General features: G+C 65.1%; 21 protein-coding genes and 9 tRNA genes. 14 read left to right on the top strand and 16 right to left on the bottom strand.

Annotation, left to right across the window (positions count from 1 at the left end):
• The first annotated feature begins 42 nt into the window (after window positions 1-42).
• Together CAL22_RS14600 and CAL22_RS14595 are read left to right on the top strand one after the other, a co-directional pair.
• Entirely contained in the window at window positions 43-627 is a 585-nt protein-coding gene (locus CAL22_RS14600) for an NUDIX domain-containing protein (protein WP_208622008.1), read from the top strand.
• A complete protein-coding gene (locus CAL22_RS14595; RefSeq protein WP_244193900.1) occupies window positions 624-962 on the top strand; it encodes a 2Fe-2S iron-sulfur cluster-binding protein in 339 nt (112 codons plus the stop codon). The genes CAL22_RS14600 and CAL22_RS14595 overlap by 4 nt, the downstream gene beginning before the upstream one ends.
• A 16-nt stretch (window positions 963-978) precedes the next feature.
• On the opposite strand, the gene CAL22_RS14590 is transcribed toward CAL22_RS14595, so the two are convergent.
• From CAL22_RS14590 to CAL22_RS14550, 9 genes are all read right to left on the bottom strand, one after another.
• Window positions 979-1,827 (bottom strand): DMT family transporter, encoded by an 849-nt coding sequence (locus CAL22_RS14590; protein ID WP_094814440.1) that lies wholly within the window; start codon window positions 1,825-1,827, stop codon window positions 979-981.
• Window positions 1,824-2,792, bottom strand: a complete 969-nt coding sequence (gene bioB, locus CAL22_RS14585; RefSeq protein ID WP_094814438.1) for a biotin synthase BioB — start codon at window positions 2,790-2,792, stop codon at window positions 1,824-1,826. Before bioB ends, CAL22_RS14590 begins: the two co-directional genes overlap by 4 nt.
• Window positions 2,793-3,115: 323 nt before the next feature.
• Window positions 3,116-3,192 (bottom strand) — tRNA-Asp (locus tag CAL22_RS14580).
• A gap of 39 nt (window positions 3,193-3,231) precedes the next feature.
• A tRNA-Glu gene (locus CAL22_RS14575) sits at window positions 3,232-3,307 on the bottom strand.
• 5 nt (window positions 3,308-3,312) lie between these two features.
• Window positions 3,313-3,388 (bottom strand) — tRNA-Ala (locus CAL22_RS14570).
• 207 nt (window positions 3,389-3,595) lie between these two features.
• A tRNA-Asp gene (locus CAL22_RS14565) sits at window positions 3,596-3,672 on the bottom strand.
• Window positions 3,673-3,709: 37 nt separating this feature from the next.
• A tRNA-Glu gene (locus CAL22_RS14560) sits at window positions 3,710-3,785 on the bottom strand.
• A gap of 25 nt (window positions 3,786-3,810) precedes the next feature.
• Window positions 3,811-3,886 (bottom strand) — tRNA-Ala (locus tag CAL22_RS14555).
• Between the two features lie 108 nt (window positions 3,887-3,994).
• On the bottom strand, window positions 3,995-4,696 hold the full coding sequence (locus tag CAL22_RS14550; RefSeq protein ID WP_208622006.1) for a phosphatase PAP2 family protein: 702 nt from the start codon (window positions 4,694-4,696) through the stop codon (window positions 3,995-3,997).
• Between the two features lie 181 nt (window positions 4,697-4,877).
• On the opposite strand from CAL22_RS14550, the gene miaB reads away from it, so the two are divergent.
• The 5 genes from miaB (at window position 4,878) to lnt (ending at window position 10,389) form a co-directional block, all read left to right on the top strand.
• Window positions 4,878-6,293, top strand: a complete 1,416-nt coding sequence (gene miaB / locus CAL22_RS14545) for a tRNA (N6-isopentenyl adenosine(37)-C2)-methylthiotransferase MiaB (RefSeq protein WP_094814436.1) — start codon at window positions 4,878-4,880, stop codon at window positions 6,291-6,293.
• Entirely contained in the window at window positions 6,290-7,315 is a 1,026-nt protein-coding gene (locus tag CAL22_RS14540) for a PhoH family protein (protein WP_094814434.1), read from the top strand. The genes miaB and CAL22_RS14540 overlap by 4 nt, the downstream gene beginning before the upstream one ends.
• Window positions 7,302-7,781 (top strand): rRNA maturation RNase YbeY, encoded by a 480-nt coding sequence (ybeY, locus tag CAL22_RS14535; RefSeq protein ID WP_094814432.1) that lies wholly within the window; start codon window positions 7,302-7,304, stop codon window positions 7,779-7,781. Before CAL22_RS14540 ends, ybeY begins: the two co-directional genes overlap by 14 nt.
• Before the next feature lie 137 nt (window positions 7,782-7,918).
• Window positions 7,919-8,797 (top strand): HlyC/CorC family transporter, encoded by an 879-nt coding sequence (locus CAL22_RS14530; RefSeq protein ID WP_094814430.1) that lies wholly within the window; start codon window positions 7,919-7,921, stop codon window positions 8,795-8,797.
• A complete protein-coding gene (gene lnt, locus CAL22_RS14525; protein ID WP_094814429.1) occupies window positions 8,794-10,389 on the top strand; it encodes an apolipoprotein N-acyltransferase in 1,596 nt (531 codons plus the stop codon). The genes CAL22_RS14530 and lnt overlap by 4 nt, the downstream gene beginning before the upstream one ends.
• On the opposite strand, the gene CAL22_RS14520 is transcribed toward lnt, so the two are convergent.
• Window positions 10,386-11,423 carry an aldo/keto reductase gene (locus CAL22_RS14520; RefSeq protein ID WP_094814427.1) on the bottom strand — a complete coding sequence of 346 codons (1,038 nt, stop codon included), beginning with the start codon at window positions 11,421-11,423 and terminating at the stop codon, window positions 10,386-10,388. The two genes, lnt and CAL22_RS14520, sit on opposite strands and share 4 nt — an antisense overlap.
• A 158-nt stretch (window positions 11,424-11,581) precedes the next feature.
• On the opposite strand from CAL22_RS14520, the gene CAL22_RS14515 reads away from it, so the two are divergent.
• The 3 genes from CAL22_RS14515 (at window position 11,582) to CAL22_RS14505 (ending at window position 11,875) form a co-directional block, all read left to right on the top strand.
• A tRNA-Ala gene (locus CAL22_RS14515) sits at window positions 11,582-11,657 on the top strand.
• A gap of 26 nt (window positions 11,658-11,683) precedes the next feature.
• Window positions 11,684-11,759 (top strand) — tRNA-Glu (locus CAL22_RS14510).
• A 39-nt stretch (window positions 11,760-11,798) separates the two neighbouring features.
• Window positions 11,799-11,875, top strand: a tRNA-Asp gene (locus CAL22_RS14505).
• Window positions 11,876-12,062: 187 nt separating this feature from the next.
• Here the strand turns inward: CAL22_RS14505 and secF are convergent.
• The 5 genes from secF to queA form a co-directional block, all read right to left on the bottom strand.
• Complete coding sequence (secF, locus tag CAL22_RS14500) at window positions 12,063-12,998, bottom strand: protein translocase subunit SecF (RefSeq protein ID WP_094814425.1); 936 nt, start codon at window positions 12,996-12,998, stop codon at window positions 12,063-12,065.
• A gap of 57 nt (window positions 12,999-13,055) precedes the next feature.
• A complete protein-coding gene (secD, locus tag CAL22_RS14495) occupies window positions 13,056-14,936 on the bottom strand; it encodes a protein translocase subunit SecD (protein ID WP_094814423.1) in 1,881 nt (626 codons plus the stop codon).
• Window positions 14,937-14,998: 62 nt separating this feature from the next.
• Window positions 14,999-15,340, bottom strand: a complete 342-nt coding sequence (gene yajC, locus CAL22_RS14490; RefSeq protein WP_094814421.1) for a preprotein translocase subunit YajC — start codon at window positions 15,338-15,340, stop codon at window positions 14,999-15,001.
• A 153-nt stretch (window positions 15,341-15,493) separates the two neighbouring features.
• Window positions 15,494-16,630: a tRNA guanosine(34) transglycosylase Tgt gene (tgt, locus tag CAL22_RS14485; RefSeq protein ID WP_094814419.1), complete on the bottom strand. Its 1,137-nt coding sequence runs from the start codon at window positions 16,628-16,630 to the stop codon at window positions 15,494-15,496.
• Window positions 16,627-17,670, bottom strand: a complete 1,044-nt coding sequence (gene queA, locus CAL22_RS14480) for a tRNA preQ1(34) S-adenosylmethionine ribosyltransferase-isomerase QueA (RefSeq protein WP_244193899.1) — start codon at window positions 17,668-17,670, stop codon at window positions 16,627-16,629. The genes tgt and queA overlap by 4 nt, the downstream gene beginning before the upstream one ends.
• Window positions 17,671-17,845: 175 nt before the next feature.
• Here queA and dacB point away from each other — a divergent pair, with 175 nt between their 5' ends.
• Window positions 17,846-19,297: a D-alanyl-D-alanine carboxypeptidase/D-alanyl-D-alanine endopeptidase gene (dacB, locus tag CAL22_RS14475; protein ID WP_244193898.1), complete on the top strand. Its 1,452-nt coding sequence runs from the start codon at window positions 17,846-17,848 to the stop codon at window positions 19,295-19,297.
• A 54-nt stretch (window positions 19,298-19,351) separates the two neighbouring features.
• Window positions 19,352-19,990: a uracil phosphoribosyltransferase gene (gene upp, locus CAL22_RS14470; protein ID WP_094814417.1), complete on the top strand. Its 639-nt coding sequence runs from the start codon at window positions 19,352-19,354 to the stop codon at window positions 19,988-19,990.
• A 2-nt stretch (window positions 19,991-19,992) separates the two neighbouring features.
• Here upp and cysG read toward each other — a convergent pair whose 3' ends face one another.
• Window positions 19,993-21,384: a siroheme synthase CysG gene (gene cysG, locus CAL22_RS14465; RefSeq protein WP_094814415.1), complete on the bottom strand. Its 1,392-nt coding sequence runs from the start codon at window positions 21,382-21,384 to the stop codon at window positions 19,993-19,995.
• A 486-nt stretch (window positions 21,385-21,870) separates the two neighbouring features.
• On the opposite strand from cysG, the gene CAL22_RS14460 reads away from it, so the two are divergent.
• Both CAL22_RS14460 and CAL22_RS14455 read left to right on the top strand, forming a co-directional pair.
• On the top strand, window positions 21,871-22,584 hold the full coding sequence (locus CAL22_RS14460; RefSeq protein ID WP_094814413.1) for a hypothetical protein: 714 nt from the start codon (window positions 21,871-21,873) through the stop codon (window positions 22,582-22,584).
• Between the two features lie 88 nt (window positions 22,585-22,672).
• Entirely contained in the window at window positions 22,673-22,990 is a 318-nt protein-coding gene (locus CAL22_RS14455; protein ID WP_094814411.1) for a DUF883 family protein, read from the top strand.
• The last annotated feature ends 16 nt before the right edge of the window (window positions 22,991-23,006 follow it).

Raw genomic sequence — 23,006 nt, 5'->3', positions numbered from 1 at the left:
ACAGCAGGCGCGCCGGCCTGGCGCGCGGTTTTCGTGAACATCATGCCCATAGATCCCCAAGAGCAACATCTGGCAGAAATCCCGCAAAGCAGCGAGCTGGTCTACGACGGCAGCTTCCTCAAAGTGCGCCGCGACATGGTACGACTGCCCAATGCGCGCGTCGTCTCACGCGAGTATGTCGTGCATCCCGGCGCGGTGGTGGTCATTCCCTTGTTCGACGACGGGCGGGTGCTTCTGGAGCGGCAGTTCCGCTACCCGGTCGAGCGCGTCATGACGGAATTCCCGGCCGGCAAGCTGGATCCGGGCGAGGATCCGCTGGCCTGCGCCAAGCGCGAGTTGCTGGAGGAAACCGGCTATACGGCGGCGCAATGGGCGCGGGCCGGCGCGCTGCATCTGGCCATCGCTTATTCCACGGAGATCATTCATATTTACTTCGCGCGCGGCCTGTCGGCGGGCGAGCGGCGTTTGGACGAAGATGAGTTTCTGGACGTGCGCACCGAGGCCTTGCCAGCCTTGCTCGCGGCATGCCAGCGCGGCGAAGTCACCGATGCCAAGACCTTGACGTGCATGCTGTGGCTGCAGAATGCGATGTCCGGCGCCTGGCAACTGGATTGGCAGGACGCGTGAGTAAGACCTACGAAGTCCTGTTGCTGCCGTCGGGCTGGCGCTTCCCGGTGGGGCCGGACACGCCCGTGCTGCGGGCGGCCAAGGCGGCCGGCCTACGCCTGCCCAGCTCGTGCCGTAACGGCAGTTGCCGCGCCTGTCTGTGCAAAATGGCGTCCGGCACGGTGACCTACCGTATTGAATGGCCCGGCGTGGCCAGTGATGAGCAGGCCGATGGCTGGGTGCTGCCCTGTGTGGCTCATGCCGAATCCGATCTGGTATTGCTGGTGCCGCAGGCCGAGCGCCTGGCGCCGGCCGAGCCGGCCGTGCGCCAGCAACTGACTGGCGCCAGGCGCTGAGCGCTGCCGGTTCGTCTCAGGGCAGCATCACGGCAATGGCGCCCAGCGCCAATCCCAGGCCCAGCACGTTGAGGGCCGACAGTTTCTCCGAGAAAAGCAGGGCCCCTGCCGCGGTGCCCAAGGCGATCACGCCCATATTCATGGACGCGAACACCAGGGCGGGCTGGTCGGGCAGGCTTTGGTGGGCACGGATATAGGTGTAGATATTGCCGAAGTTCACCAGGCCCAGTAGCAGCCCGGCAGCCAGGTCGCGTCCGCGCCAGGCTACGCGATGCCACAGCAGCCATAGCAGCATCAGCAGGCCCGCCAACATAAACGCGCCCAGCAGCGTGGCGGGAAAGGCCGCGCCGGCGCGCGCGACGATCTTGAACAGAATGTCGATCACGCCATAACCGACCCAGACCACCAGCGGCCAGACCCAGGCGCTGCCCGGGGTCTCGGTCTGCCGGGCCGGCTTGCGCAACAGGCAGAACAGTGCCGCGCAGGCCAGCACGATCGCGCCCGCCTTGCGGGCCGTGACCGGCTCGCCAAACAGCACGAAGGCCGCTCCCAGGGCGATGAAGAGTGACAGGCGCTGGGCGGCATCAGTCTTGACGATGCCCGCGTGCCGCACCGATTGGGCCAGGGCCATGAAGATGCTGGGCAGCAACAGTCCCAGACCCGCCAGCACGGGCAGCATGGGCAGGTGAGCGATCTGGCTCAGGTCCGGCCGCAGCAGCATCAGGCACAGGCCGCTCGCCACGGCGTAGTTGCTCAGAATGGCCTGGCGCACATCGATGCCATGGCGGCGCGCCAGTTTGAGCAAGACGGCCAGCGTGACGCTGCACAGGACGCTGGCGGGCAGATAGAGCAGGCCGGCATTCATGCTTGCGCCCGCATGCCGAGCTTGCTCATCAAGGCGCGGTCGGCCTGCACCTGAGGATTGCCGGTGGTCAGCAGCGCGTCGCCGTAGAACATGGAATTGGCGCCCGCCAGAAAGCACAGGGCCTGTTCGGCCTCGCTCATGGCCTGCCTGCCGGCCGACAGGCGCACCTTGGCGCGCGGCATGGTGATACGGGCCACCGCGATGGTGCGGATGAACTCGAACACATCGAGCGGCTCGGCATCGCCCAGCGGGGTCCCGGGGATAGGGACGAGGTGGTTGATGGGCACGGACTCGGGATAGGGCTGCATGCTGGCCAGTTGCGCAATGAGACTGGCCCGGTCGCGGCGCGACTCGCCCATGCCGATGATGCCCCCGCAGCAGACATGAAGGCCGGCTTCGCGGACCTGCTCCAGGGTATCGAGGCGATCCTGATAACCGCGCGTGGTGATCACGCTGCCGTAGTACTCGGGCGAGGTGTCCAGGTTGTGGTTGTAATAATCCAGACCGGCGTGTTTGAGGCGTTCGGCCTGGCCCGCCTTGAGCATGCCGAGGGTGACACAGGTCTCCAGTCCCAGCGCCTTGACCTCGCGCACCATCTCGGCCACGGCTTCAAGCTGATGATCCTTGGGGCTGCGCCAGGCTGCACCCATGCAGAAACGTTGCGCGCCGGCGGCTTTGGCGGCCCGCGCCGCGGTGAGCACCTCATCCAAGGGCATCAGCTTCTCGGCCGCCAGTCCGGTGTCGTGGCGCGCCGACTGCGAGCAGTAGCCGCAGTCCTCCGGGCAGCCGCCGGTCTTGATCGACAGCAAGCTGGATAACTGGATGTCCTTGGGGTCGAAGTGCTCGCGGTGGACGGTCTGGGCGCGATGCAACAGATCGGGAAACGGCAGGTCGTACAGGGCCAGCACGTCGGCGGTGCGCCAGGGGCCGGCGGGCCGGCGGATGGGCAGGGGGATGATCTGCATGCGGGACTCCAGTGATTCCGAACGGCGGATCGTAGAAAGCCTGCCCCGCTCTGGCAATATCGCAAGAAAGCCGATTTTTGGCGGCATGAAGCGGTGATTAAGGCGATGTTGGTGGGGAAAGGCGTTGGGCGGCGGATAAGTCGCCGCCATCTTCCGCCAGCGCGATGGCCCGAAAAATTGTATCTATACGTAAATTTGCAATGCGCTGCGGCGTGGGCGACTTCTGAGTCGCCGGCAGTGCGGAAGGGGGCGGGGCAGCGTCGTGGGGAGCGTCAGAAAAGCAAAAGCCGCAAGGTCGTGAGACCTTGCGGCTTTTGGAATTTTGGCGGAGCGGACGGGGCTCGAACCCGCGACCCCCGGCGTGACAGGCCGGTATTCTAACCAACTGAACTACCGCTCCGCAGCGGTCGATACCTTGCGGCATCTTGCCAAGAAAACTTGGCGTCCCCTAGGGGATTCGAACCCCTGTACTCACCGTGAAAGGGTGATGTCCTAGGCCTCTAGACGAAGGGGACCTGATTGGTGGAGGTAAGCGGGATCGAACCGCTGACCTCTTGCATGCCATGCAAGCGCTCTCCCAGCTGAGCTATACCCCCAATCCTGCAATGCTTGGACCGAGCCAGAGGCCTTGTCTTTGCTTGCGCCGTTTGTCGAACGGGCCCGAATTATGCACCATTTTTTTGTGCGTGTCAGAGCGTTTGGCGTTTTTTTTCGAACCGGATTCAAATTTTTTTCAGGCGAGAAAACGATGCGCCCGAAAGCAAAAGCCGCAAGGTCGTGAGACCTTGCGGCTTTTGGAATTTTGGCGGAGCGGACGGGGCTCGAACCCGCGACCCCCGGCGTGACAGGCCGGTATTCTAACCAACTGAACTACCGCTCCGCAGCGGTCGATACCTTGCGGCATCTGCCAGAAAAACTGGCGTCCCCTAGGGGATTCGAACCCCTGTACTCACCGTGAAAGGGTGATGTCCTAGGCCTCTAGACGAAGGGGACCTGAACTAACCGTACTACCGAAACTTGGTGGAGGTAAGCGGGATCGAACCGCTGACCTCTTGCATGCCATGCAAGCGCTCTCCCAGCTGAGCTATACCCCCAAGCCCACAATACGCGGCAGACCCTGAGGTTGTTGCCGTTGTCTTGCGTCGTTCGGTGAACGGGGCCGAATTATGCACCATTTTTTAAAAGCGTGCAGCGACGTGCCATCAGGCCCGCCACCAACGCCAGGGCGCGCGCAGCGGCCATTGCTGGTTCTTGTTCAGAATGCGCGGGGCCAGGAAGGCGGCGCAGCTCAGCGCCACGGCCGCGCCCATGACGACATCGGTGAGGTAGTGGTCGCGATTGACGACGCGGCTCAGGGCCACCAGCGCGGCCAGCGCCAGCGCGGGCCAGCGCCAGCGCGGCGCGACGATGGCGATGACACCGGCGACGGCGAACGCAGCCTGAGTGTGGCTGGACGGGAAAGAGTCATAGGGCTTGCCCGCGAAAAACTCGCCCACGCCGTAGATGCCATGGTCGAAGAGTTCTTCGGGACGGGCGCGTGCCACCACGCGCTTGAGCAGCCAGGTCACGCTGCCGCCGAGCGCCATGGTGGCCAGCAACAGCACCGAAGCGCGTGCGATGGGGTCAAACCCGGCTTTGAAAGGGCACTGCCAGCCGCGCGCCAGGCCGTTGAGCGACCAGATGTACAGCCCCAGGGCGAGCACGATGTAGATCCCCGCATCTCCCAGGTTGCCCAGGGTGTCGAACGCGATGTTCAGTCCGTTGGGGACATGGGCGTTGAGCCACATCGACAAGGGTCGGTCCACCCAGAGCGTGCAGGCCAGCAGCAGCGCGAACAGCAAGACCAGGCTGGCTTTGCTGCGGATCGGGCGCAGAGGAGGGGAGAGCGGGACACCGGTAGTCATTGCCGTCGGGAGAGCCTGTGGGAGAGGGAACGGAGCACTCTCGAAGGAGAGGCGGGGGACAATAGTAATGGGCGAAGCTTGCGCGAGAAAGACGATTTACTGTGTAAAACGGTAAAATCGGCGGTTTCCCTAACCATTCAGATAGCGCCCCCGGGATCTACACCCGTCACGGCGTACGCCCATGCAAGAAACCACACTCAAGCGCGAAGGCGCGCCCGCTGCTTCGTCCGCCGCTACCGCGGCCAGCGGAAAGATCTATATCCGGACCTTTGGCTGCCAGATGAACGAGTATGACTCGGACAAAATGGTGGATGTGCTGCGCGAAGATCAGGGACTGGAAGTCACTGATAATCCCGAAGAGGCCGATGTCATTCTATTCAACACCTGTTCGGTGCGCGAGAAGGCGCAGGAAAAAGTCTTCTCCGATCTGGGCCGTGTGCAGCACCTCAAGAAGCTCAATCCGCGCCTGGTGATCGGTGTGGGCGGCTGTGTGGCCAGCCAGGAAGGCGCGGCCATCGTCAAGCGCGCGCCCTACGTCGATGTGGTGTTCGGCCCGCAGACCCTGCATCGCCTGCCCGAACTCATCCGCCGCCGCAGGGACGAAGGCGTCTCGCAGGTCGACATCAGTTTTCCCGAGATCGAAAAATTCGACAACATGCCGCCGGCCCGCATCGAAGGCGCGACGGCTTTTGTGTCGATCATGGAAGGCTGCAGCAAATACTGCAGCTTCTGCGTGGTGCCGTATACGCGCGGCGAAGAAGTTTCGCGGCCGTTCGAGGACGTGCTCACCGAGGTCGCCGATCTGGCCGACCAGGGTGTGCGCGAAGTCACCTTGCTGGGGCAGAACGTCAACGCCTATCGCGGACGCATGGAGGACAGCGATGAGATCGCCGACTTCGCCATGCTGCTCGAGTATGTGCACGAAATCCCCGGAATCGAACGGATCCGCTACACCACCTCGCATCCGAAGGAGATGACGCAGCGCATGGTCGAGGCCTATGCCCGCCTGCCCAAGCTGGTGTCGTTTCTGCACCTGCCGGTCCAGGCCGGCAGTGACCGGGTGCTGGCGGCCATGAAGCGTGGCTACACGGCGCTGGAGTTCAAGTCGGTCGTGCGCAAGCTGCGCGCCGCCCGTCCCAACCTGACGCTGTCTTCCGATTTCATCGTGGGCTTCCCCGGAGAAACCGAGGAAGACTTCCAGAAGACGATGAAGCTCATCGCCGACGTCGGTTTCGACACGTCGTTCTCCTTTGTGTATTCGCGCCGCCCGGGCACGCCGGCCGCCGATCTCGCCGACGACACCCCCCAGGACGTCAAACTCAAGCGCCTGCAGCAACTGCAGGCCCTGATCAACGAGCAGGCCGCCGCCATCGCCCAGGCCATGGTGGGGACGCGCCAGCGCTTGCTGGTCGAAGGGCCTTCGCGCCGCGATCCCAATGAGCTCATGGGCCGCACCGAAAACAATCGCATCGTGAATTTCCCCGGACCTGCCCGCCTGATCGGCAATATGGTGGACGTCATCATCACCCATGCTTTCACCAATTCGCTGCGCGGCCGGGTGGCCGGTACCGAAGATAGCGACCAAGGAGCACTATGAGCAACTCGCGCAGCCGCCGCCGCAGCATGCCTGTCATCGTCAATCTGGACGGCGACAACATCCATCTGTCCAATCTGTGCGGACCGCTGGACGAGAATCTGCGGCAGCTGGCCGATGGCATGGGCGTGACGATGGCGCGCCGCGGCAGCCGGGTCACCATCGAGGGCGAGCAGGCCGAACTGGCTGCACGGGCGCTGCGCCGCTTTTACGAGCAGGCCACGCATCGCGCGCTGTCGGTGGACGATATCCAGCTTGGTCTGGTCGAGATCGGGGTGGGGCGCCGCACCGAGGTTCAGGAGGAAGATCCGCGCGACATCGACCCCAGCCTGCCGCCGGTCGATGATCAGAGCGATGGCATCGCCCTGCGCACGCGCCGCAGCGACCTGCGGCCGCGCACGCCGCGCCAGCGCGATTACCTCAACAACATCCTCAAGCACGACATCACCTTTGGCGTGGGCCCGGCCGGCACGGGCAAAACCTGGCTGGCCGTGGCGTGCGCCATCGATGCGATGGAGCGCGATACCGTGCAGCGCCTGGTGCTGACGCGTCCGGCCGTCGAGGCCGGCGAGCGTCTCGGGTTCTTGCCGGGCGATCTGGCGCAGAAGGTCGATCCCTATCTGCGCCCGCTGTATGACGCGCTCTATGACCTGATGGGTTTCGAGCGGGTGCAACGTCTGTTCGAAAAGCAGAGCATCGAGATTGCTCCGCTGGCCTATATGCGCGGCCGCACGCTCAATCATGCTTTCGTGATTCTGGACGAAGCCCAGAACACCACGCCGGAGCAGATGAAGATGTTCCTGACCCGCATCGGCTTCGGCAGCAAGGCCGTCATTACGGGCGATCCTTCCCAGGTCGACCTGCCGCGCGGGCAGCAAAGCGGTCTGGCGCATGCCGTCAACGTGCTGGCCGACGTGCAGGGCATCGCGACGACGCGCTTTACCAGCCGCGACGTGGTGCGCCACCCCCTGGTGGCCTGCATCGTCGATGCTTACGAGGCGGCGGAGCAGCATGAAAAACCCTGATCCGGCGCTCGCGCTGGCGGTGCAGTATGCGGTGAGCGAGGCGCGCCTGCCGCGCTGGCGGCTGCGCCGCTGGGCGGGTTATGCGCTGGCCGGCGCAAGCGCCGACGGCCTGGTGGATTTCACGGCGGCCGAACTCAACATCCGCCTGGTCGGCCAGGCGGAAGGGCGCGAGCTCAACGCGCAGTTCCGCGGGCGGGATTACGCCACCAACGTGCTGACCTTCGAGTACGGTGTGGATCCGCTGGGTACGGCGCGCGGGGATATCGTGATCTGTGTGCCGGTGCTGGTGCGCGAAGCGCGCGAGCAGAAAAAGGCTTTCGCCGATCACGCTGCCCACCTCTGTATCCACGGCGTGCTGCACGCCCTGGGCTACGATCACATCAAGGTGCGCGAGGCCAAGCGTATGGAGACCCTGGAGACGGCGATATTGGCCCGCATGGGGATTGCGGACCCTTATCAGGCCTGAGTCCGGTTCGCCCTGAGCGAATTTGGCCGGAAAAACCCGGATATGGCGGCATATTGCCGCCATATGGCAGGTCCGGCTTGCCTGGCCCGGGGGGGTATCGGTTATGCTGGCTCTTTCGTTACGAGTCCATTTGGACAATGTCTGACCCTTATCCCGCTGCCGATTCGCCGGCCCCCACGCCTAAACCCTCCAAATCCCTGCTGGACCGCGTCATGTCGCTGGTCCGCCGCGAGCCAGAAGATCGCGAAGGCATCAAAGCCTTTGTGGATGTCGCCCACGACAGGGCCTTGATCGATTCTGAGTCCTACACCATGATCAAGGGGGCGCTCGCCGTCTCCGAGCGCACCGTCGCCGACATCATGGTGCCGCGCTCGCGCATGGACTTGCTCGATGTCTCGCTGCCCGTGCCGCAACTGCTGGCGGCCATTATCGAGACCGCGCACTCGCGCTTTCCTGTCTACGAAGATGATCGCGACAACATTCTGGGCGTGCTCCTGGCCAAGGATCTGCTGCGTTACATGCAGGACCCCTCCATCGAGTTGCGCTCGCTGATCCGGCCGGCGATCTTCATCCCCGAAGCCAAACGCCTCAACGTGCTGCTGCGCGAGTTCCGCTCCGCGCGCAATCACATCGCCATCGTGATCGATGAGCATGGCGGCATTTCGGGTCTGGTCACGATGGAAGACGTGCTCGAGCAGATCGTCGGCGACATCGAAGACGAGTTCGACGAAGACGAAGAAGAATCGATCTTCCCCGAAGGCGACAATCAATGGCGCATGCTCGCGGCCACCGAGATCAGCCATTTCAATGAAACCTTCTCCACCCAGATGCCTGACGATGAGTACGACAGCGTGGGCGGCTGGCTGGGCGGCAAGCTCGGGCGTATTCCGCGCCGTGGCGACACGGCCGAGTTCGACGGCCTGCAGTTCGAGGTGATCCGCGCCGACCCGCGCCGCGCCTTGTGGCTGCGCGTGCGCCGGGCGCCGCAGGCGCTGCGCCCGGAAGCCAACGCATGAAGCGAGGGCTTTATGGCGCCGGCCTGCTGGCTGCAGCGGGCGCGCTGCATGCCTTGAGTTTCGCCCCGGGGCCGCTGCCGGCCTGGTCGTTGGCCTGGGTGCAGGTGTTCACGCTGGCCGTGGCCGCGCATGCGGTGCTGCAGGCGCCGAGCCGCCGGCGCGCCTGGGTGCGCGGCTGGGGCTTTGCCAGCGTCAGCTTCACGATCGGCCTGTACTGGCTGTATGTCAGCATGCATGACTACGGTGGCATGGCCGCGCCGCTGGCGGCCGCCGGCGTGGTCGCCTTGTCGGTGTTCCTGGCCATCTTTCCGGCCACGGCCGGATGGCTGGCGCGCAGTATCTGCCCGCCGCGCAGTGCCGCCAGTCCCTGGCGCGCCTGCCGGGTGGCGCTGGTCTGGGCCGCCTGCTGGACGCTGTTCGAATGGCTGCGCGCCACCGTCATGACAGGCTTTCCGTGGCTGAATATCGGCTACGGGGTGGTCGATAGCCCCATCGCGGGCTGGGGGCCGGTCCTCGGCGTGCATGGGCTGGCTTTCGTGACGGCGTTTGCCGCGGCCGCCGTGGCCAGTCTGCGCGCTGCGGGCAGTGCCCGGCAGGCCCTGGCTGCCGGTATGGCCGTCGTGCTGGTGCTGGTTGGCGGCTTGCTCAGCCTGCTGCCGTGGTCGCGCCCGCAAGGCGAGCCGTTGGCCATCCGTCTGGTGCAGGGCAATGTCGAGCAATCTCAGAAATTCGATCTGGCATTGATGGAGGCGGGGCTGCGGCGCCATCTCGAGCTGGCGGCGCTGCCCGCCGAGCCTCGCGCACCCAGGCCCGAGCTCATCATCCTGCCCGAGACGGTGCTACCGGTCTTTCAGGATCAACTGGCCCCGCAAGTCTGGGAGGCTTGGAAGACCGTCGCCGCGCGTCAGTCGGCCACGATCGCGATGGGCGTGCCCTTGCGTCTGCGCGACCCCGACGGGCGCACGCGCTACACCAACAGTGTCATGGGTTTTGGGGCGGACACGCCGCTGGCCGATCTGACCGGTGGCAGTACGGCCATGCGCTACGACAAGCAGCATCTGGTGCCGTGGGGCGAGTTCGTTCCGCCCGGGTTCCGCTGGTTCGTGGACATGCTGCAGATCCCCTTGGGAGACTTCGATCGCGGCGCGGCGTATCAGCCGCCCTTCGTGGTGGGAGACCAGCGCATCGCCTTCAATATCTGCTACGAGGATTTGTTCGGTCCCGAGTTGTTGCCGGCGCTTTACCCCGACGCCCAAGGGCAGGGCGGGGCCACGATTCTGGCCAACGTCAGCAATCTGGGGTGGTTCGGCAATACCTGGGCGCTGCGCCAGCACATGCAGATCGGCCGCTTGCGCAGCATCGAGACGGCGCGTCCCATGGTCACCGCCACCAATACGGGGATTACCGCTGCCATCGACGCGCACGGGCGCGTGGTGGCGCAGTTGGCTACGCATCAGCCCGGCGTGCTGCCGGTGTCGGTGCAGGGCATGAGCGGGCTGACGCTTTATGCCCGCTTTGGCGACAAGCTGATACTGCTGATTATCGGCGTGGTGCTGGTCGCGGCCGCGGCGCGGGTGCGCCGACGCCGTTAGCGCAGAAAGTCCGCCGGCGTGGGCAGGCTGTCGAAGGTGGGCGGCTCGAGCGGGCCGCCGCCGGCGCCCGTCTGCGCCAGCGTGTCGGCGATCAGCCGCAAAGCCTCCTCATCGAGTTCCAGCGTCGCCGCGCCCAGCCAGCCATCGACCTGGGCGGGATTGCGCGCGCCGACGATGGCGGCCGTGACGCCAGGCCAGGCCAGTGTCCAGGCAATGGCGATGGTGGCAACCGTGGTGCCATGCCGCTCGGCCATGGGTCGCAGCGCATCGGCCAGCGCCAGATTGCGCTCCAGGCGGGGCGCCTGAAATTCCAGATCGCGTGAGCGCCAGTCGTCGGCCGCCAGTTGGCGCGTGGCGCTGAAAGTCCCGGACAGCAGGCCGGACTGCATGGGGCTGTAGACGATGACGCCGGTCTGGCGCGATTCGCACCAGGGCAGCAGATCGGCGCCGGCTTCGCGGCGGATGAGCGAGAAGGGCGGCTGCAGGACGTCGACATGGCCGATGGCTTCCGCCGCTTGGACCTGCGGCAGGCTGTGGTTGGACAGGCCGATGGCGCGCACCTTGCCTTCACGCTGGAAATCCAGCAGCGTCTGCCAATACACTTCCAGCGGCGTGCCGTCGCCGGCCGGCCAGTGCATTTGATAAACGTCGATGCATTCGACGCCCAGGCGTTGCAGGGACGCTTCGAGTTCGCGCCGCAGGCTGTCGGGATGGGCCACGCAATGGGCCTGGCCGTCACGGCTGATGAAGCCGCCCTTGGAAAACACATAGGGGCGCGCCGAGGGCGGCATCTGCGCCAAGGCACGCTGGATGAGAGATTCGGCATGGCCCTGGCCGTAGCTGCCCGCCGTGTCTATCCAATTGATGCCACGGTCCACGGCATGGCGGATGGCGCGAACGGACTCGCTGTCGTCCTGTTCGCCCCAGCCATAGGCCCAGTTCGCGCCGCCGATGGCCGAGGTGCCCAGGCCCACGCGCGACAGCGCTATGCCCGTCGTGCCCAGCGCCTGCGTTGGAAAGGAAGTCTGGCTCATCGTGCTTTCCTTCTAGGGTCCCGCGATGGTTCACTCTAGCATGCCTCCCTATTTTCAAAATTTTTTCAGTCTGACTTGCACGACAGAATAAACTCGTGCATAATCTCGTTTCTTCGCGGTTGGCACGAAAGTGAACACCACGAAGTGCTGGAAACCATGGGGGTATAGCTCAGCTGGGAGAGCGCTTGCATGGCATGCAAGAGGTCAGCGGTTCGATCCCGCTTACCTCCACCAAGTTTTCAGCAGTATGGTTAGTCCAAGTCCCCTTCGTCTAGAGGCCTAGGACATCACCCTTTCACGGTGAGTACAGGGGTTCGAATCCCCTAGGGGACGCCAAGTTTTCTTGGCAAGATGCCGCAAGGTATCGACCGCTGCGGAGCGGTAGTTCAGTTGGTTAGAATACCGGCCTGTCACGCCGGGGGTCGCGGGTTCGAGCCCCGTCCGCTCCGCCAAAAATTCCAAAAGCCGCAAGGTCTCACGACCTTGCGGCTTTTTCGTTATGGTTTTTCGGTTTTGGTCTTTGGCCGCGGTCCGTGGCCGGTGCGCGGCGTGATCGGGGCCTGGCCTTTGTGCGCGGCTTGTGGCCAACAAAAACCCGGCGCTCAGGCCGGGTTTTCGTTGGCGGGTAAAGGGCCCGGCCTAGGGTGTTTCGACGCCGTCCTCGGCCTTTTTGACCGGTTTGACGAGGTCTTCCCGCTTGACGCCCAGCCACATGGCCAGTGCCGCGGCAACGAACACGGACGAGTAAATCCCGAACCAGATGCCGATGGTCAGGGCGAGCGCGAAATAGTGCAGGGTCGGGCCGCCGAAGAACAGCATGGCCAGCACCATCATCTGCGTGGAACCGTGGGTGATGATGGTTCGCGAGATGGTTTGCGTGATGGCGCTGTTGATGACTTCCTGCACGCTGGCCTTGCGGTACTTGCGGAAGTTTTCGCGGATCCGGTCCATGATGACCACGGATTCGTTGACGGAGTAACCGAGCACCGCCAGCACGCCGGCCAGCACCGACAGCGAGAACTCCCATTGGAAGAACGCGAAAAAGCCCAGGATGATCACCACGTCGTGCAGGTTGGCGATCACGCCGGCCAGGGCGAACTTCCATTCGAAGCGGAAGCCGAGGTAGACCATGATGCCCAGCACCACGACCAATAGCGCCATCAGGCCGTTGTGCAGCAGTTCCTGGCCGACCTGCGGCCCGACGAACTCCACGCGGCGCAGTTCCACCGAGGGATCTGCGGCCTTCAGGGCGCCCATGACGGTTTCGCTCTGCGTGGCCGACGTCTGGCCGTGGGCCACCGGCAGACGGATCATCACGTCGCGCGAGGTGCCGAAGTTCTGCACCTGGAAGTCGGTGTAGCCCAGATTGCCGACGACGCCGCGAACCTGGTCGAGTTGGGCGGTCTGGGCGTAGCTGACTTCCATCACCGTGCCGCCGGTGAATTCGATCGACAGGTGAAAGCCGCGCGTGATGATGAAGAACACCGCCGCGATGAAGGTCACCAAACTGATGATGTTCAGCACCAACGCGTGGCGCATGAACGGGATGGTGCGATGAATCCGGAAAAATTCCATGTTTCGCCTTGCTGTCTTTTCAGGAGCCGGGCGGCGCGGCGCGCCGCCCCGGCACTATCACTTGGTGCCCGGCTTCCAGACCGTGCCGATGGAAATACTGCCGAGCTTCTTGCGGCGGCCATACCAGAGGTTGGCTAGCGCGCGAACGCCCACGACAGACGAGAACATCGAGGTCAGAATGCCCAGGCAGTGCACCACTGCAAAGCCCCGGATGGGGCCCGAGCCGAAGGCCAGCAGCGCCAGGCCGACGATAAGCGTGGTCAGGTTGGAGTCCAGGATGGTGCCCCATGCCCGCTCGAAGCCATGGTAGATGGCTTGTTGCGGCGTGGCGCCGGCCCGGAGCTCCTCGCGGATACGCTCATTGATCAGCACGTTCGAGTCGATGGCCATGCCCAATGTGAGCGCGATGGCCGCGATGCCCGGCAGCGTCAGCGTGGCCTGCAGCATGGACAGCAGCGCGAGCAGCAGCAGCACGTTGAAGGTCAGGCCGATCGTCGAGAAGACGCCGAACAGGTGGTAGTAAACAATGATGAAGATCGCGATGGCGATAAAGCCGTAGAGCGTCGAGTAGAAGCCCTTGGCGATATTGTCGGCGCCCAGGCTGGGTCCGATGGTGCGTTCTTCGATGATGGACATGGGCGCGGCCAGCGCGCCGGCGCGCAGCAGCAGCGAGGTGTCGGCCGCTTCTTCGGCGCTCATGCTGCCGGAGATCTGCACCTGGCCGCCAGCGATCTCGCTGCGGATGACCGGCGCGGTGACGACTTCGCCCTTGCCGTTTTCGAACAGCAGGATGGCGATGCGCTTGCCGACGTTGTCACGCGTGACATCGCGGAAAATGCGGGCGCCCTTGGAGTCCAGCGTCAGGTTGACCGACGGCTGTTGCGTTTGATGATCGCGGCCGGGCTGGGCATCCTGGAGGTTTTCACCGGTGAGGATGACCTGGCGGCGCACCAGAATGGGACGGCCGTCGCGATCGGCATAGCGCTCCAGGCCGAACGGCACGGTGCCATTGGCCAGGGCCGATTGCGAGGACGGCGTGTCGTCGACCATGCGCAGTTCGAGCGTGGCGGTGCGGCCCAGCAATTCCTTGGCCTTGGCCACATCCTGCACGCCGGGCAGTTGCACGACGATGCGGTCGGCGCCTTGCTGCTGGATCACGGGTTCGGCCACGCCAAGCTCGTTGATCCGGTTGTGCAGGGTGTTGATGTTCTGCTTGAGCGCGCTTTCCTGTACGCGGGTCACGGCCTGCGGGCTGAGGGCGCCTTCGAGCAGGAAACGGCCGCCTTCGTCGCGCTCGTTGAACTGCAGGTCGGCCATGCGGCTGCGCAGGATGTCGCGGCCGCGATCACGCGCCTCGGCGCTGGCAAAACTGGCCAGCACGGCTTGTCCGGCGCGTTCGACCGTGCCGACGTCGATCTTCTGGTCGCGCAGCGTCGAGCGCACGTCAGCGGCCAGCGAGTCGTAGCGGGCCGTCAGGGCGCCTTGCATGTCGACTTGCAACAGGAAGTGCACGCCGCCGCGCAGGTCCAGGCCCAGATACATGGGCTTGGGCTCGAACCAGCCCAGCGAGCGCATCCAGGGCGGCGAGGCGGGCAGCAGGTTCAGGGCGACCGTGTAATGCGGATCGCCGGCGACGGTGTTCAGGCTGCGGTCCAGCAGATCGCGGGCCTGCAATTGGATATCGGTGGAACTGAAGCGCGCGCGGACGGTGCCCAGCGTGCCGTTCTGTTCATAGTAGACACTGGTGGCGGGCAGCTTGGCATCGGCCAGGAGCTGTTCGACGCGCTCAAGCAGCGCCGGCTCTACCTTGATGGTGGCCTTGGCGCTGGAGATCTGTACGGCGGGCGATTCGCCGTAGAAATTGGGCAGGGTATAGAGCAGGCCGATGACGACCGCAACCAATACCGTGATGTACTTCCAGAGGGGATAGCGGTTCATTGCCAGCAAGGGAATCAAGGGGTGGAACGGACAAGGGCCCCTTGCGGGGCCCTATGCGACTGTTACAGGGCCTTGATGGTTCCCTTGGGCAGTACCGAGGTCACGGAACCCTTGGTCAGCGTGACTTCAACAGGCTTTTCGGCCAGGTCGGCCACTTCGATGCTGATGTAGCTGTCGGTCACCTTGGAGACCTTGCCGAGAATGCCGCCGGCGGTGACGACTTCGTCGCCCTTGGCCAGGGCGGCGATCAGGTTGCGGTGCTCTTTCTGACGCTTCATCTGCGGACGGATCATCAGAAAATAGAGGATCACGAACATCAGGACGATGGGCAGAATACCGCCCAACATGTTGCCCTCGGGGGCGGCCTGGGCCAGGACGAGGCCGGCGGTGTCGATCACGGACATGGAAAGTACTCCTGGTTGAGTTTTGCGTTTTGCTGTCGGCTAAAGCCTTGTTGTGTCCCCGTCCCCCGCGCGAGCCTTGGACAGGTAGCCGGCTATTGTAGCGATGTTGCGGCCCGCCCGGGCCTTGCGGGGAACGGACGCGCCGCCGGCAGCCTAATCGACCCCGCGCGCGCGGTCTGCGGCGAACTGCGCACGCCAGGCGTCAAAGCGCCCGGCGGCGATGGCTTCCCGCATTTCGCCCATGATGGTCAGGTAGAAATGCAGATTATGCAGCGTGTTCAGGCGGGCGCCGGTGATCTCGTTGGCGCGCTGCAGATGATGCAGATAAGCGCGTGAAAAGGTCTGGCAGGTATGGCAGGCGCAGCTCGGATCGAGCGGACGGGTATCGTCGCGGTACTTGGCGTTGCGGATCTTGACGTCGCCAAACCGCGTGAACAGCCAGCCGTTGCGCGCATTGCGGGTGGGCATGACGCAGTCGAACATGTCCACGCCGCGCGACACGCCTTCGACGAGGTCCTCGGGGGTGCCCACGCCCATCAGATAGCGCGGCGCCTGCTGTGGCAGGCGCGGGGCCACATGGCCCAGGATGCGCATCATGTCTTCTTTGGGCTCGCCGACCGACAGGCCGCCGATGGCATAACCATGAAAACCGATATCCGTCAGCCCGGCCAGCGATTCGTCGCGCAGGTTTTCGTACATCCCGCCCTGCACGATGCCGAACAGCGCGTTCGGATTGCCCAGACGGTCGAATTCTTCGCGCGAGCGGCGCGCCCAGCGCAGCGACATGCGCATGGAGCGCGCGGCTTCTTCCTGGGTGGCTGGGCGGCCATCGATTTCATAGGGCGTGCACTCGTCGAACACCATGACGATGTCGGAATTCAGCGAGCGCTGGATACGCATGGATTCTTCGGGGGTGAGAAACAGGCGCGATCCGTCGATGGGCGAGGCGAATTTGACGCCTTCCTCGGTGATCTTGCGCATGCCCTGCAGGCTGAAGACCTGAAAGCCCCCGGAATCGGTCAGGATTGGCTTGTCCCACTGCATGAAGCCGTGCAGACCGCCGTGCTTTTCCATGATGTGGGTGCCCGGGCGCAGCCAGAGATGGAAAGTATTGCCCAGGACGATCTGGGAGCCGATTTCCTTGAGTTCGTGGGGCAGCATGGCCTTGACGCTGCCATAGGTGCCCACGGGCATGAAAATCGGGGTCTCGACCACGCCGTGGTTCAGGGTCATGCGCCCGCGGCGCGCGCCGCCGTCGGTGGCGAGCAGTTCGAAGGAGAGTCCGGTCATGGCTGGGCAGATTCGATGAACATGGCGTCGCCATAGCTGAAGAAACGGTAGCGGCCGGCCACGGCATGGGCATAGGCGCGCCGGATGGGCTCGATTCCGGCCAGGGCCGAAACCAGCATCAGCAAGGTCGACTGAGGCAGATGGAAATTGGTGATCAGGGCATCGACCACACGATAGCGGTAGCCCGGGGTGATGAACAGGCGGGTATCACCCTGGGTGGCGGCCAAGGGGCCGTCGGCCGTCTGTGCGGCGGCCGACTCCAGCGCGCGCACACTGGTCGTGCCGACGGCGATCACCCGGCCGCCCGCCTGGCGCGCGCGCGCGATGGCCTGGACGGTGGGCTCGGGCACGGTGTACCACTCGGCGTGCATGATGTGGTCTTCCAGCTTCTGGACCCGCACGGGCTGAAAGGTGCCGGCCCCGACGTGCAGGGTGACAAAGGCGCGCTGCACGCCCAGGTCGGCCAGGCGCTGCAGCATGGTCTCGTCGAAATGCAGCCCGGCCGTGGGCGCGGCGACCGCGCCCGGCTCGCGGGCATAGACGGTCTGGTAGCGCGCATCGTCCTCCTGCCCGGCGGCATGGGTGATATAGGGGGGCAGGGGGGTCGCGCCATGCGCTTCCAGCAGATCGAGCACCGGCCCGGCAAAGCGCAGGTCGAACAGCTCGCCCTCACGGCCCAGTACCTCGGCAGTCACCGCGCCGCCCGCCAGCTCCAGGCGCATTCCCGGGCCGGGCGATTTGCTGGCCCGGACATGCGCCAGGGCGCGGTCCGGTTCGGTGATGCGCTCGACCAGCACTTCGACTTTGCCGCCGGTGGCTTTCTGGCCGGCCAGCCGGGCCTTGATGACCCGGGTGTCGTTGAAAATGAGCAGGTCCTGCGGACGCAGCAGCGACAGCAGGTCGCTGAACTGGCGGTCATGCAGCTGGCCTTGCCCATCCAGATGGAGCAGGCGGCTGCCGCCGCGTTCGGCGGCCGGCGTCTGCGCGATCAGTTCGGCAGGCAGGTCGTAATCAAAATCGGAAACGGTAAAAGTGGACACGGTGTCATCCCGGCCTGACAGGACCGGAGAAAAAGGAATCGGCGCGGCGCAACCCAGCGGCGCGCAACCCGGTATTGTAGACGCCCGCGCCCAACCCCCCGTCTGTAACCGCCCGCCGCAGTGCGTCCGCCTTATGTATGCTTTCATCTTTGTGCATAAGATGGTGTTACAGGCCATGGGATATTTGGCTTTGGGGCGCGCTTTGGCGGCGCTCGGACTCACATTGGCGGCCTGGCTGCCCTCGGCGGCGCATGCGCAGGGCGCGGCCAGCGCGCCGGGTCTGCCGGCCAGCCTGGCCCAGGCCTGGAAGGCCACCAAACTGCCCGATGAAGCGCTGTCGCTCGTCGTGCAGGAGGTCAATGGGCCGCGTCTGGTGGCCATCAACGCCAAGGCGCCGCGCAACCCGGCCTCCGTCATGAAGCTGGTCACGACCTGGACCGCGCTGTCCGAACTGGGGCCCAACTATGTGTGGCGCACCGATTTCTTGACCGAACCCGGCGCCCGTCCCGATGCGCATGGCGTGCTCAAGAGCCCCTTGTACTGGCGCGGCGGCGGCGATTCGCAATTTCTGCTGCAGGATCTCTGGACGCTGTTGCGCGAGCTACGTTTGCGCGGCGTCAAGGAAATCAGCGATCTGGTGGTCGATCGCAGCATCTTCGGGCAGGTGGCGACCGACCCGGGCGCTTTCGACGGCGCGCCGGACCGCGCCTACAACGCCAGCCCCGATGCGCTGATGGTCGGTTTCGGCGCCTTGCGCCTGCTGGTCACGCCCGATCCGGCGGCCCGCAAGTGGGTCGCCACGGTGGATCCACCGGTGCCCGGGCTGCGGCTCGAGGGCGATATCCAGTGGGCCGAAGGCCGCTGCAAAGGCGGGCCGGACGTCACGACGCAGCCGGTGGTCACGCCGCAGGACATCACCCTGCGGGTGGCCGGTTCCGTGCCGGGCGCCTGCGGCGAGTTCAGCCTGTACCGGCTGGCGTTGTCGCAGCAGGATTACACCGATGCGGTGTTCCGGCTGCTGTGGCGTGAGCTGGGCGGCACATTCAAGGGTAATATGCGCGCCGGCGTCGTGCCGGCCGACGCCGTGGTGCTGGCCTCGCATGAGTCGCCGACCCTGGGCGAAGCCATCCGGGTCATCAACAAGCGCAGCAACAATGTCATGGCGCGCACCCTGCTGTTGACCCTGGGCGCCGAGCGCGGCCGCCGTCCGGCGACCGTGGCCAGCAGCGAGGCGGTGGCCAAGGGCCTGCTGTCCGGGCAGGGGCTGAATATGCCCGAGCTGGTGATCGACAATGGCGCAGGCCTGTCGCGCGAGGCGCGTGTGTCGGCCGACAGCCTGGCTTCCATGTTGACCCTGGCCTGGCGCTCGCCCGTCATGCCCGAGTATCTGGCGTCGATGGCCATTGCCGGTGTCGATGGCACGGTCAGCCGGCGCATGAAGAGCAATGGCACGCTGGGCATGGCCCATCTGAAAACCGGCTCATTGCGCGACGTGCGCTCCATCGCCGGTTATGTGTTGGGCAGCAGCGGCAAGCGTTATGTGGTGGTGAGCATGGTCAACCATGAAAACGCCGATGCGGTGCGCAAATTCGATGATGCACTCATCGCGTGGCTCGCCGAACAATAAGGGTATCGCCCGCAGGCGCGGGTTTTGAGTATTTTATTTTTGGAGAATCCGGACATGCCCGTGCATGAAATCCGTCATCCGCTGGTGCGGCACAAACTAGGCATCATGCGGCGCGCCGATCTGAGCACCAAGAGCTTTCGCGAGCTCTCGCAGGAAGTGGCCGCATTGCTGACTTACGAAGCGTCCAAGGACATGGCGCTGGCGCCGACCACGGTCGAAGGCTGGTGTGGAACCGTGGAAGTCGAAAAGATCGCGGGCAAGAAAGTCACGGTCGTGCCGATTCTGCGGGCCGGCATCGGCATGCTCGACGGGGTGCTCAGCCTCATTCCCGGGGCCAAGGTCAGCGTGGTGGGCCTGGCCCGCAACGAGGAGACCCTGCAGGCGCATACCTATCTGGAGCGCTTGGTGGGCGAGCTGGATCAGCGTCTGGCCCTGATCGTCGACCCCATGCTGGCCACCGGCGGCTCGCTGGTCGCCACGATCGACATGCTCAAGCGGGCGGGCGCGCGCGAAATCCGCGCGCTGACGCTGGTGGCCGCGCCCGAGGGGATCAAGGCTGTGATGGACAAACATCCCGACGTCCACATCTATACCGCCTCGATCGACGACGGCCTGAACGAGCATGGCTATATCATGCCCGGGCTGGGCGATGCCGGTGACCGCATTTTCGGCACCAAGCAGAAAGTCGAGTAAGCCTAAGGGGCCGGAGCGCCGAACCAGGCCAGTTTGTCCGCCAGCGCCGCGACCTCGCCGACGATGAGCAGCGCGGGCGCGGCAACGGCCTGCTCGCGTGCGATGCCGGCCAGTTGCGACAGCAGGCCGGTAACCACCCGCTGCTGCGGACGGCTGCCATTTTCGACCAGCGCGAAAGGGGTGTCCGGGGCCCGGCCGTGTTCAATCAGCCGGGCCGAGAGGCTGTCCAACTGCCCTACGCCCATGTAGAAGGCCAGCGTTTGGCGATCCCGTGCCAGCCCGTCCCAGTCCAGGGAGTCTTCGTCGGCGCGGCAATGGGCAGTGACCAGCCGCACCGATTGGGCATGATCCCGGTGCGTCAGGGGGATGCCCGCGTAGGCCGCGCAGGCCAGCGCAGCCGTGATGCCCGGCACCACCTCATAGTCCACCCCTGCCGCCCGCAGGTGCTCGAGCTCCTCGCCCCCGCGTCCGAAGATGAAGGCGTCGCCGCCCTTGAGCCGTACCACGTGCTGCCCGGCGCGGGCGTGCTCGACCATCAGGGTGTGGATGCGGGCTTGCGTGGCGTTGTGGTCCTCGCCCAGGCGCTTGCCTACCGAGATGCATTCGGCGTCGCGCCGTGCGAGCGCCAGGATGTCGGGACTGACCAGGCGGTCGTGCAGGATGACGTCGGCTTCGTTCAGGGCACGCAGGGCTTTGAGCGTCAGCAGGCCGGGGTCGCCGGGCCCGGCGCCCACCAGAATCACGCGGCCGGACGCGGGCGTGGCCGGGGCCGCCAATGCGGCGTCGAGCAGGGCTTCGGCCTGCTGCGGCTTGGCCCGCCGCAAGGCGGCCGCCACCGGCCCGTCGAGCAGCCAATCATAAAAGCGGCGGCGTTGGCCGAGGTCGGCCCGGGCGGCGCGGATGCGCGGCCGGTAGCGGGCGGCCAGTTCGCCCAGCGCGCCCAGGCTGTGGTCAAACAGCGACTCCAGGCGTTCGCGCAGACGACGCGCCAGCACCGGGGCCACGCCCGAGGAGGAGATCGCCACGATGAGCGGCGAACGGTCCACGATGGAGGGCACCTGGAAGCTGGACAAGGCGGGGTCGTCGACGACATTGCAAAAGCGCTGCTGGCTACAGGAGGCCTCGTAGACGCGGGCGTTGGTGGCGCGGTCATCGGTGGCGGCAATCACCAGCCAGGCCCCGTCTAGCCAGGCGGGATCGAACTCGCCCGCCACGTGGGTGATGGCTTGCTGCTCAGCCAGCCGGGCCAGTTCGGGGGCCAGGGCAGGCGCGCCCACCGTGACTTGCGCGCCAGCCTGCAGCAGCGCCTGCGTCTTGCGCGTGGCGACGGTGCCGCCGCCCACAACCAGGACGCGTCGGCCCTGGAGATCGGAAAAAATCGGAAAAAGCTTCATGAACCTCAATGCCACGCCCAGCTATCGTCCGACGATCATAGGCAGCGGGGTTCAGCCCCACAACTTCTGATTCCTTCCATCGTTATAGCCAAAAGTGATTTGCAGGGCCGTTTTGGGGCGCGCTGGCACAACCTTGGTGCCACGGGCACCGTTATGCCGCAGCGGCCTGCGCGTGGCGTTGTGCCGTTATCGGAAAACCCCGAAGAATCAGCGGCTTGGCGGATCGCTGTCGGCCAGGCCAAGCTGGCACGAAGCTTGCGTTGACTGAGGTAGGCGGCTGGCAACGGTCGTTCAATGCCGTCTCAGCGATGGCTCAAGGGGAAAACCAAGCAAGAGGGGCGTTTCGCGCCGCCGGGACCGGCGGGGCGAAACGCCTTTTCTGCATGGGCGGGCCGATGCGCCGGCAGATACCGGGCTTACGCCCTGCAAGCGGTGTAGTATCAGGCGCAAGACGCCGGAAACGGCGCAACCCTACAGGAGTACACGGTGGCTCGTTGGATTTTCGCGCTGGTTCTGGCCGGCATCGCCCCTATCACCCAAGCCGGCGTGTGCGACGCCAAATTCATGCATGACGGCGGTCAGTTGCAGTTTTCCGGCTCGGGCAACATCAATCTGGGCGCCGACCTCGCCTTCAGTGACGTCAGCCGCAGCAACGGCGACAACTGCCGCGCGCGCGTGCAGGGTGTGGCCACGTTTGCCTATGCCGGTCTGCCGGCCGGCAAATCCAAGCTGGATTATCTGATGACGGTCAAGAGCGGGCAGGCCAGTTTCAGCCGCTACGAGCAGGCGGGAGAAGCGCCGGCCAAGGACGGGCAGTTCGATCTGCGCATCCTGGGCTTGTTCGCCTATGACAAGGTCACGGGGCAGGGGCAGAAGTTTCCTGGCGGCAGCTATCGCATCAATATCGGCAAGGAAGCGCCGGTGGGCGGGCAGCCCAGCACCACGGTGCGCATCGGCGAAAAGACGGTGGGCGCGCGGCGCACCATCGCCACGGCCTTGGGCGAGCAGTCCTGCTGGCCGATCAGCTACACGCGCAATAGCGATCCCACCATGGCGACCTTCAAGGGTTTGACCTTGCCCATCCCCGGGATGAACACGACCGTGACCGACTGGTATTGCCCCGCGGTCAGTCTCGTCATGAAGCAGGAGATCGACATGGCCGGCAGCAAATCGCAAGTCGAGATCACCGAAATCAAGTAGCAGAAAGTATCTGGCGCGCGGGCGGCTTGCCCAGTTGAAACGCGCTGGTATGATGGTTTTACCAACGACACCTCAAAAGGAGTGCTCTATGCCCGCGAAACGATCTGAAGATATCGCCAAAGACAAACTGATTGACAGTGTCAAAAGCAGTCTCAACGATGCCGAGACCTTGCTGCGCGAGGCTGCTGCCTCGTCCGGCGAGAAGGCTTCCGAGCTGCGCGAGCGCGCCTTGAGTTCGCTCAAGCGCACGCGTGAGGCGCTGTATGACGCCCAGGATGCCATGCTCGAGCGCGGCCGGCGCGCCGCCCGCGCGACCGACGACTACGTCCATGACAATCCCTGGCAAGCCATCAGCATCGCAGGCGTGACCGGCCTGCTGCTCGGCTTGCTGATCAGCCGCCGCTGATAGGGCAGGGCCTTCG

Source organism: Bordetella genomosp. 12, assembly GCF_002261355.1.
In the GTDB taxonomy this organism is placed as follows: domain Bacteria; phylum Pseudomonadota; class Gammaproteobacteria; order Burkholderiales; family Burkholderiaceae_B; genus Bordetella.
Note: the sequence above shows the minus strand (reverse complement) of the source record. Positions and strands in the feature narration are given on the sequence as shown.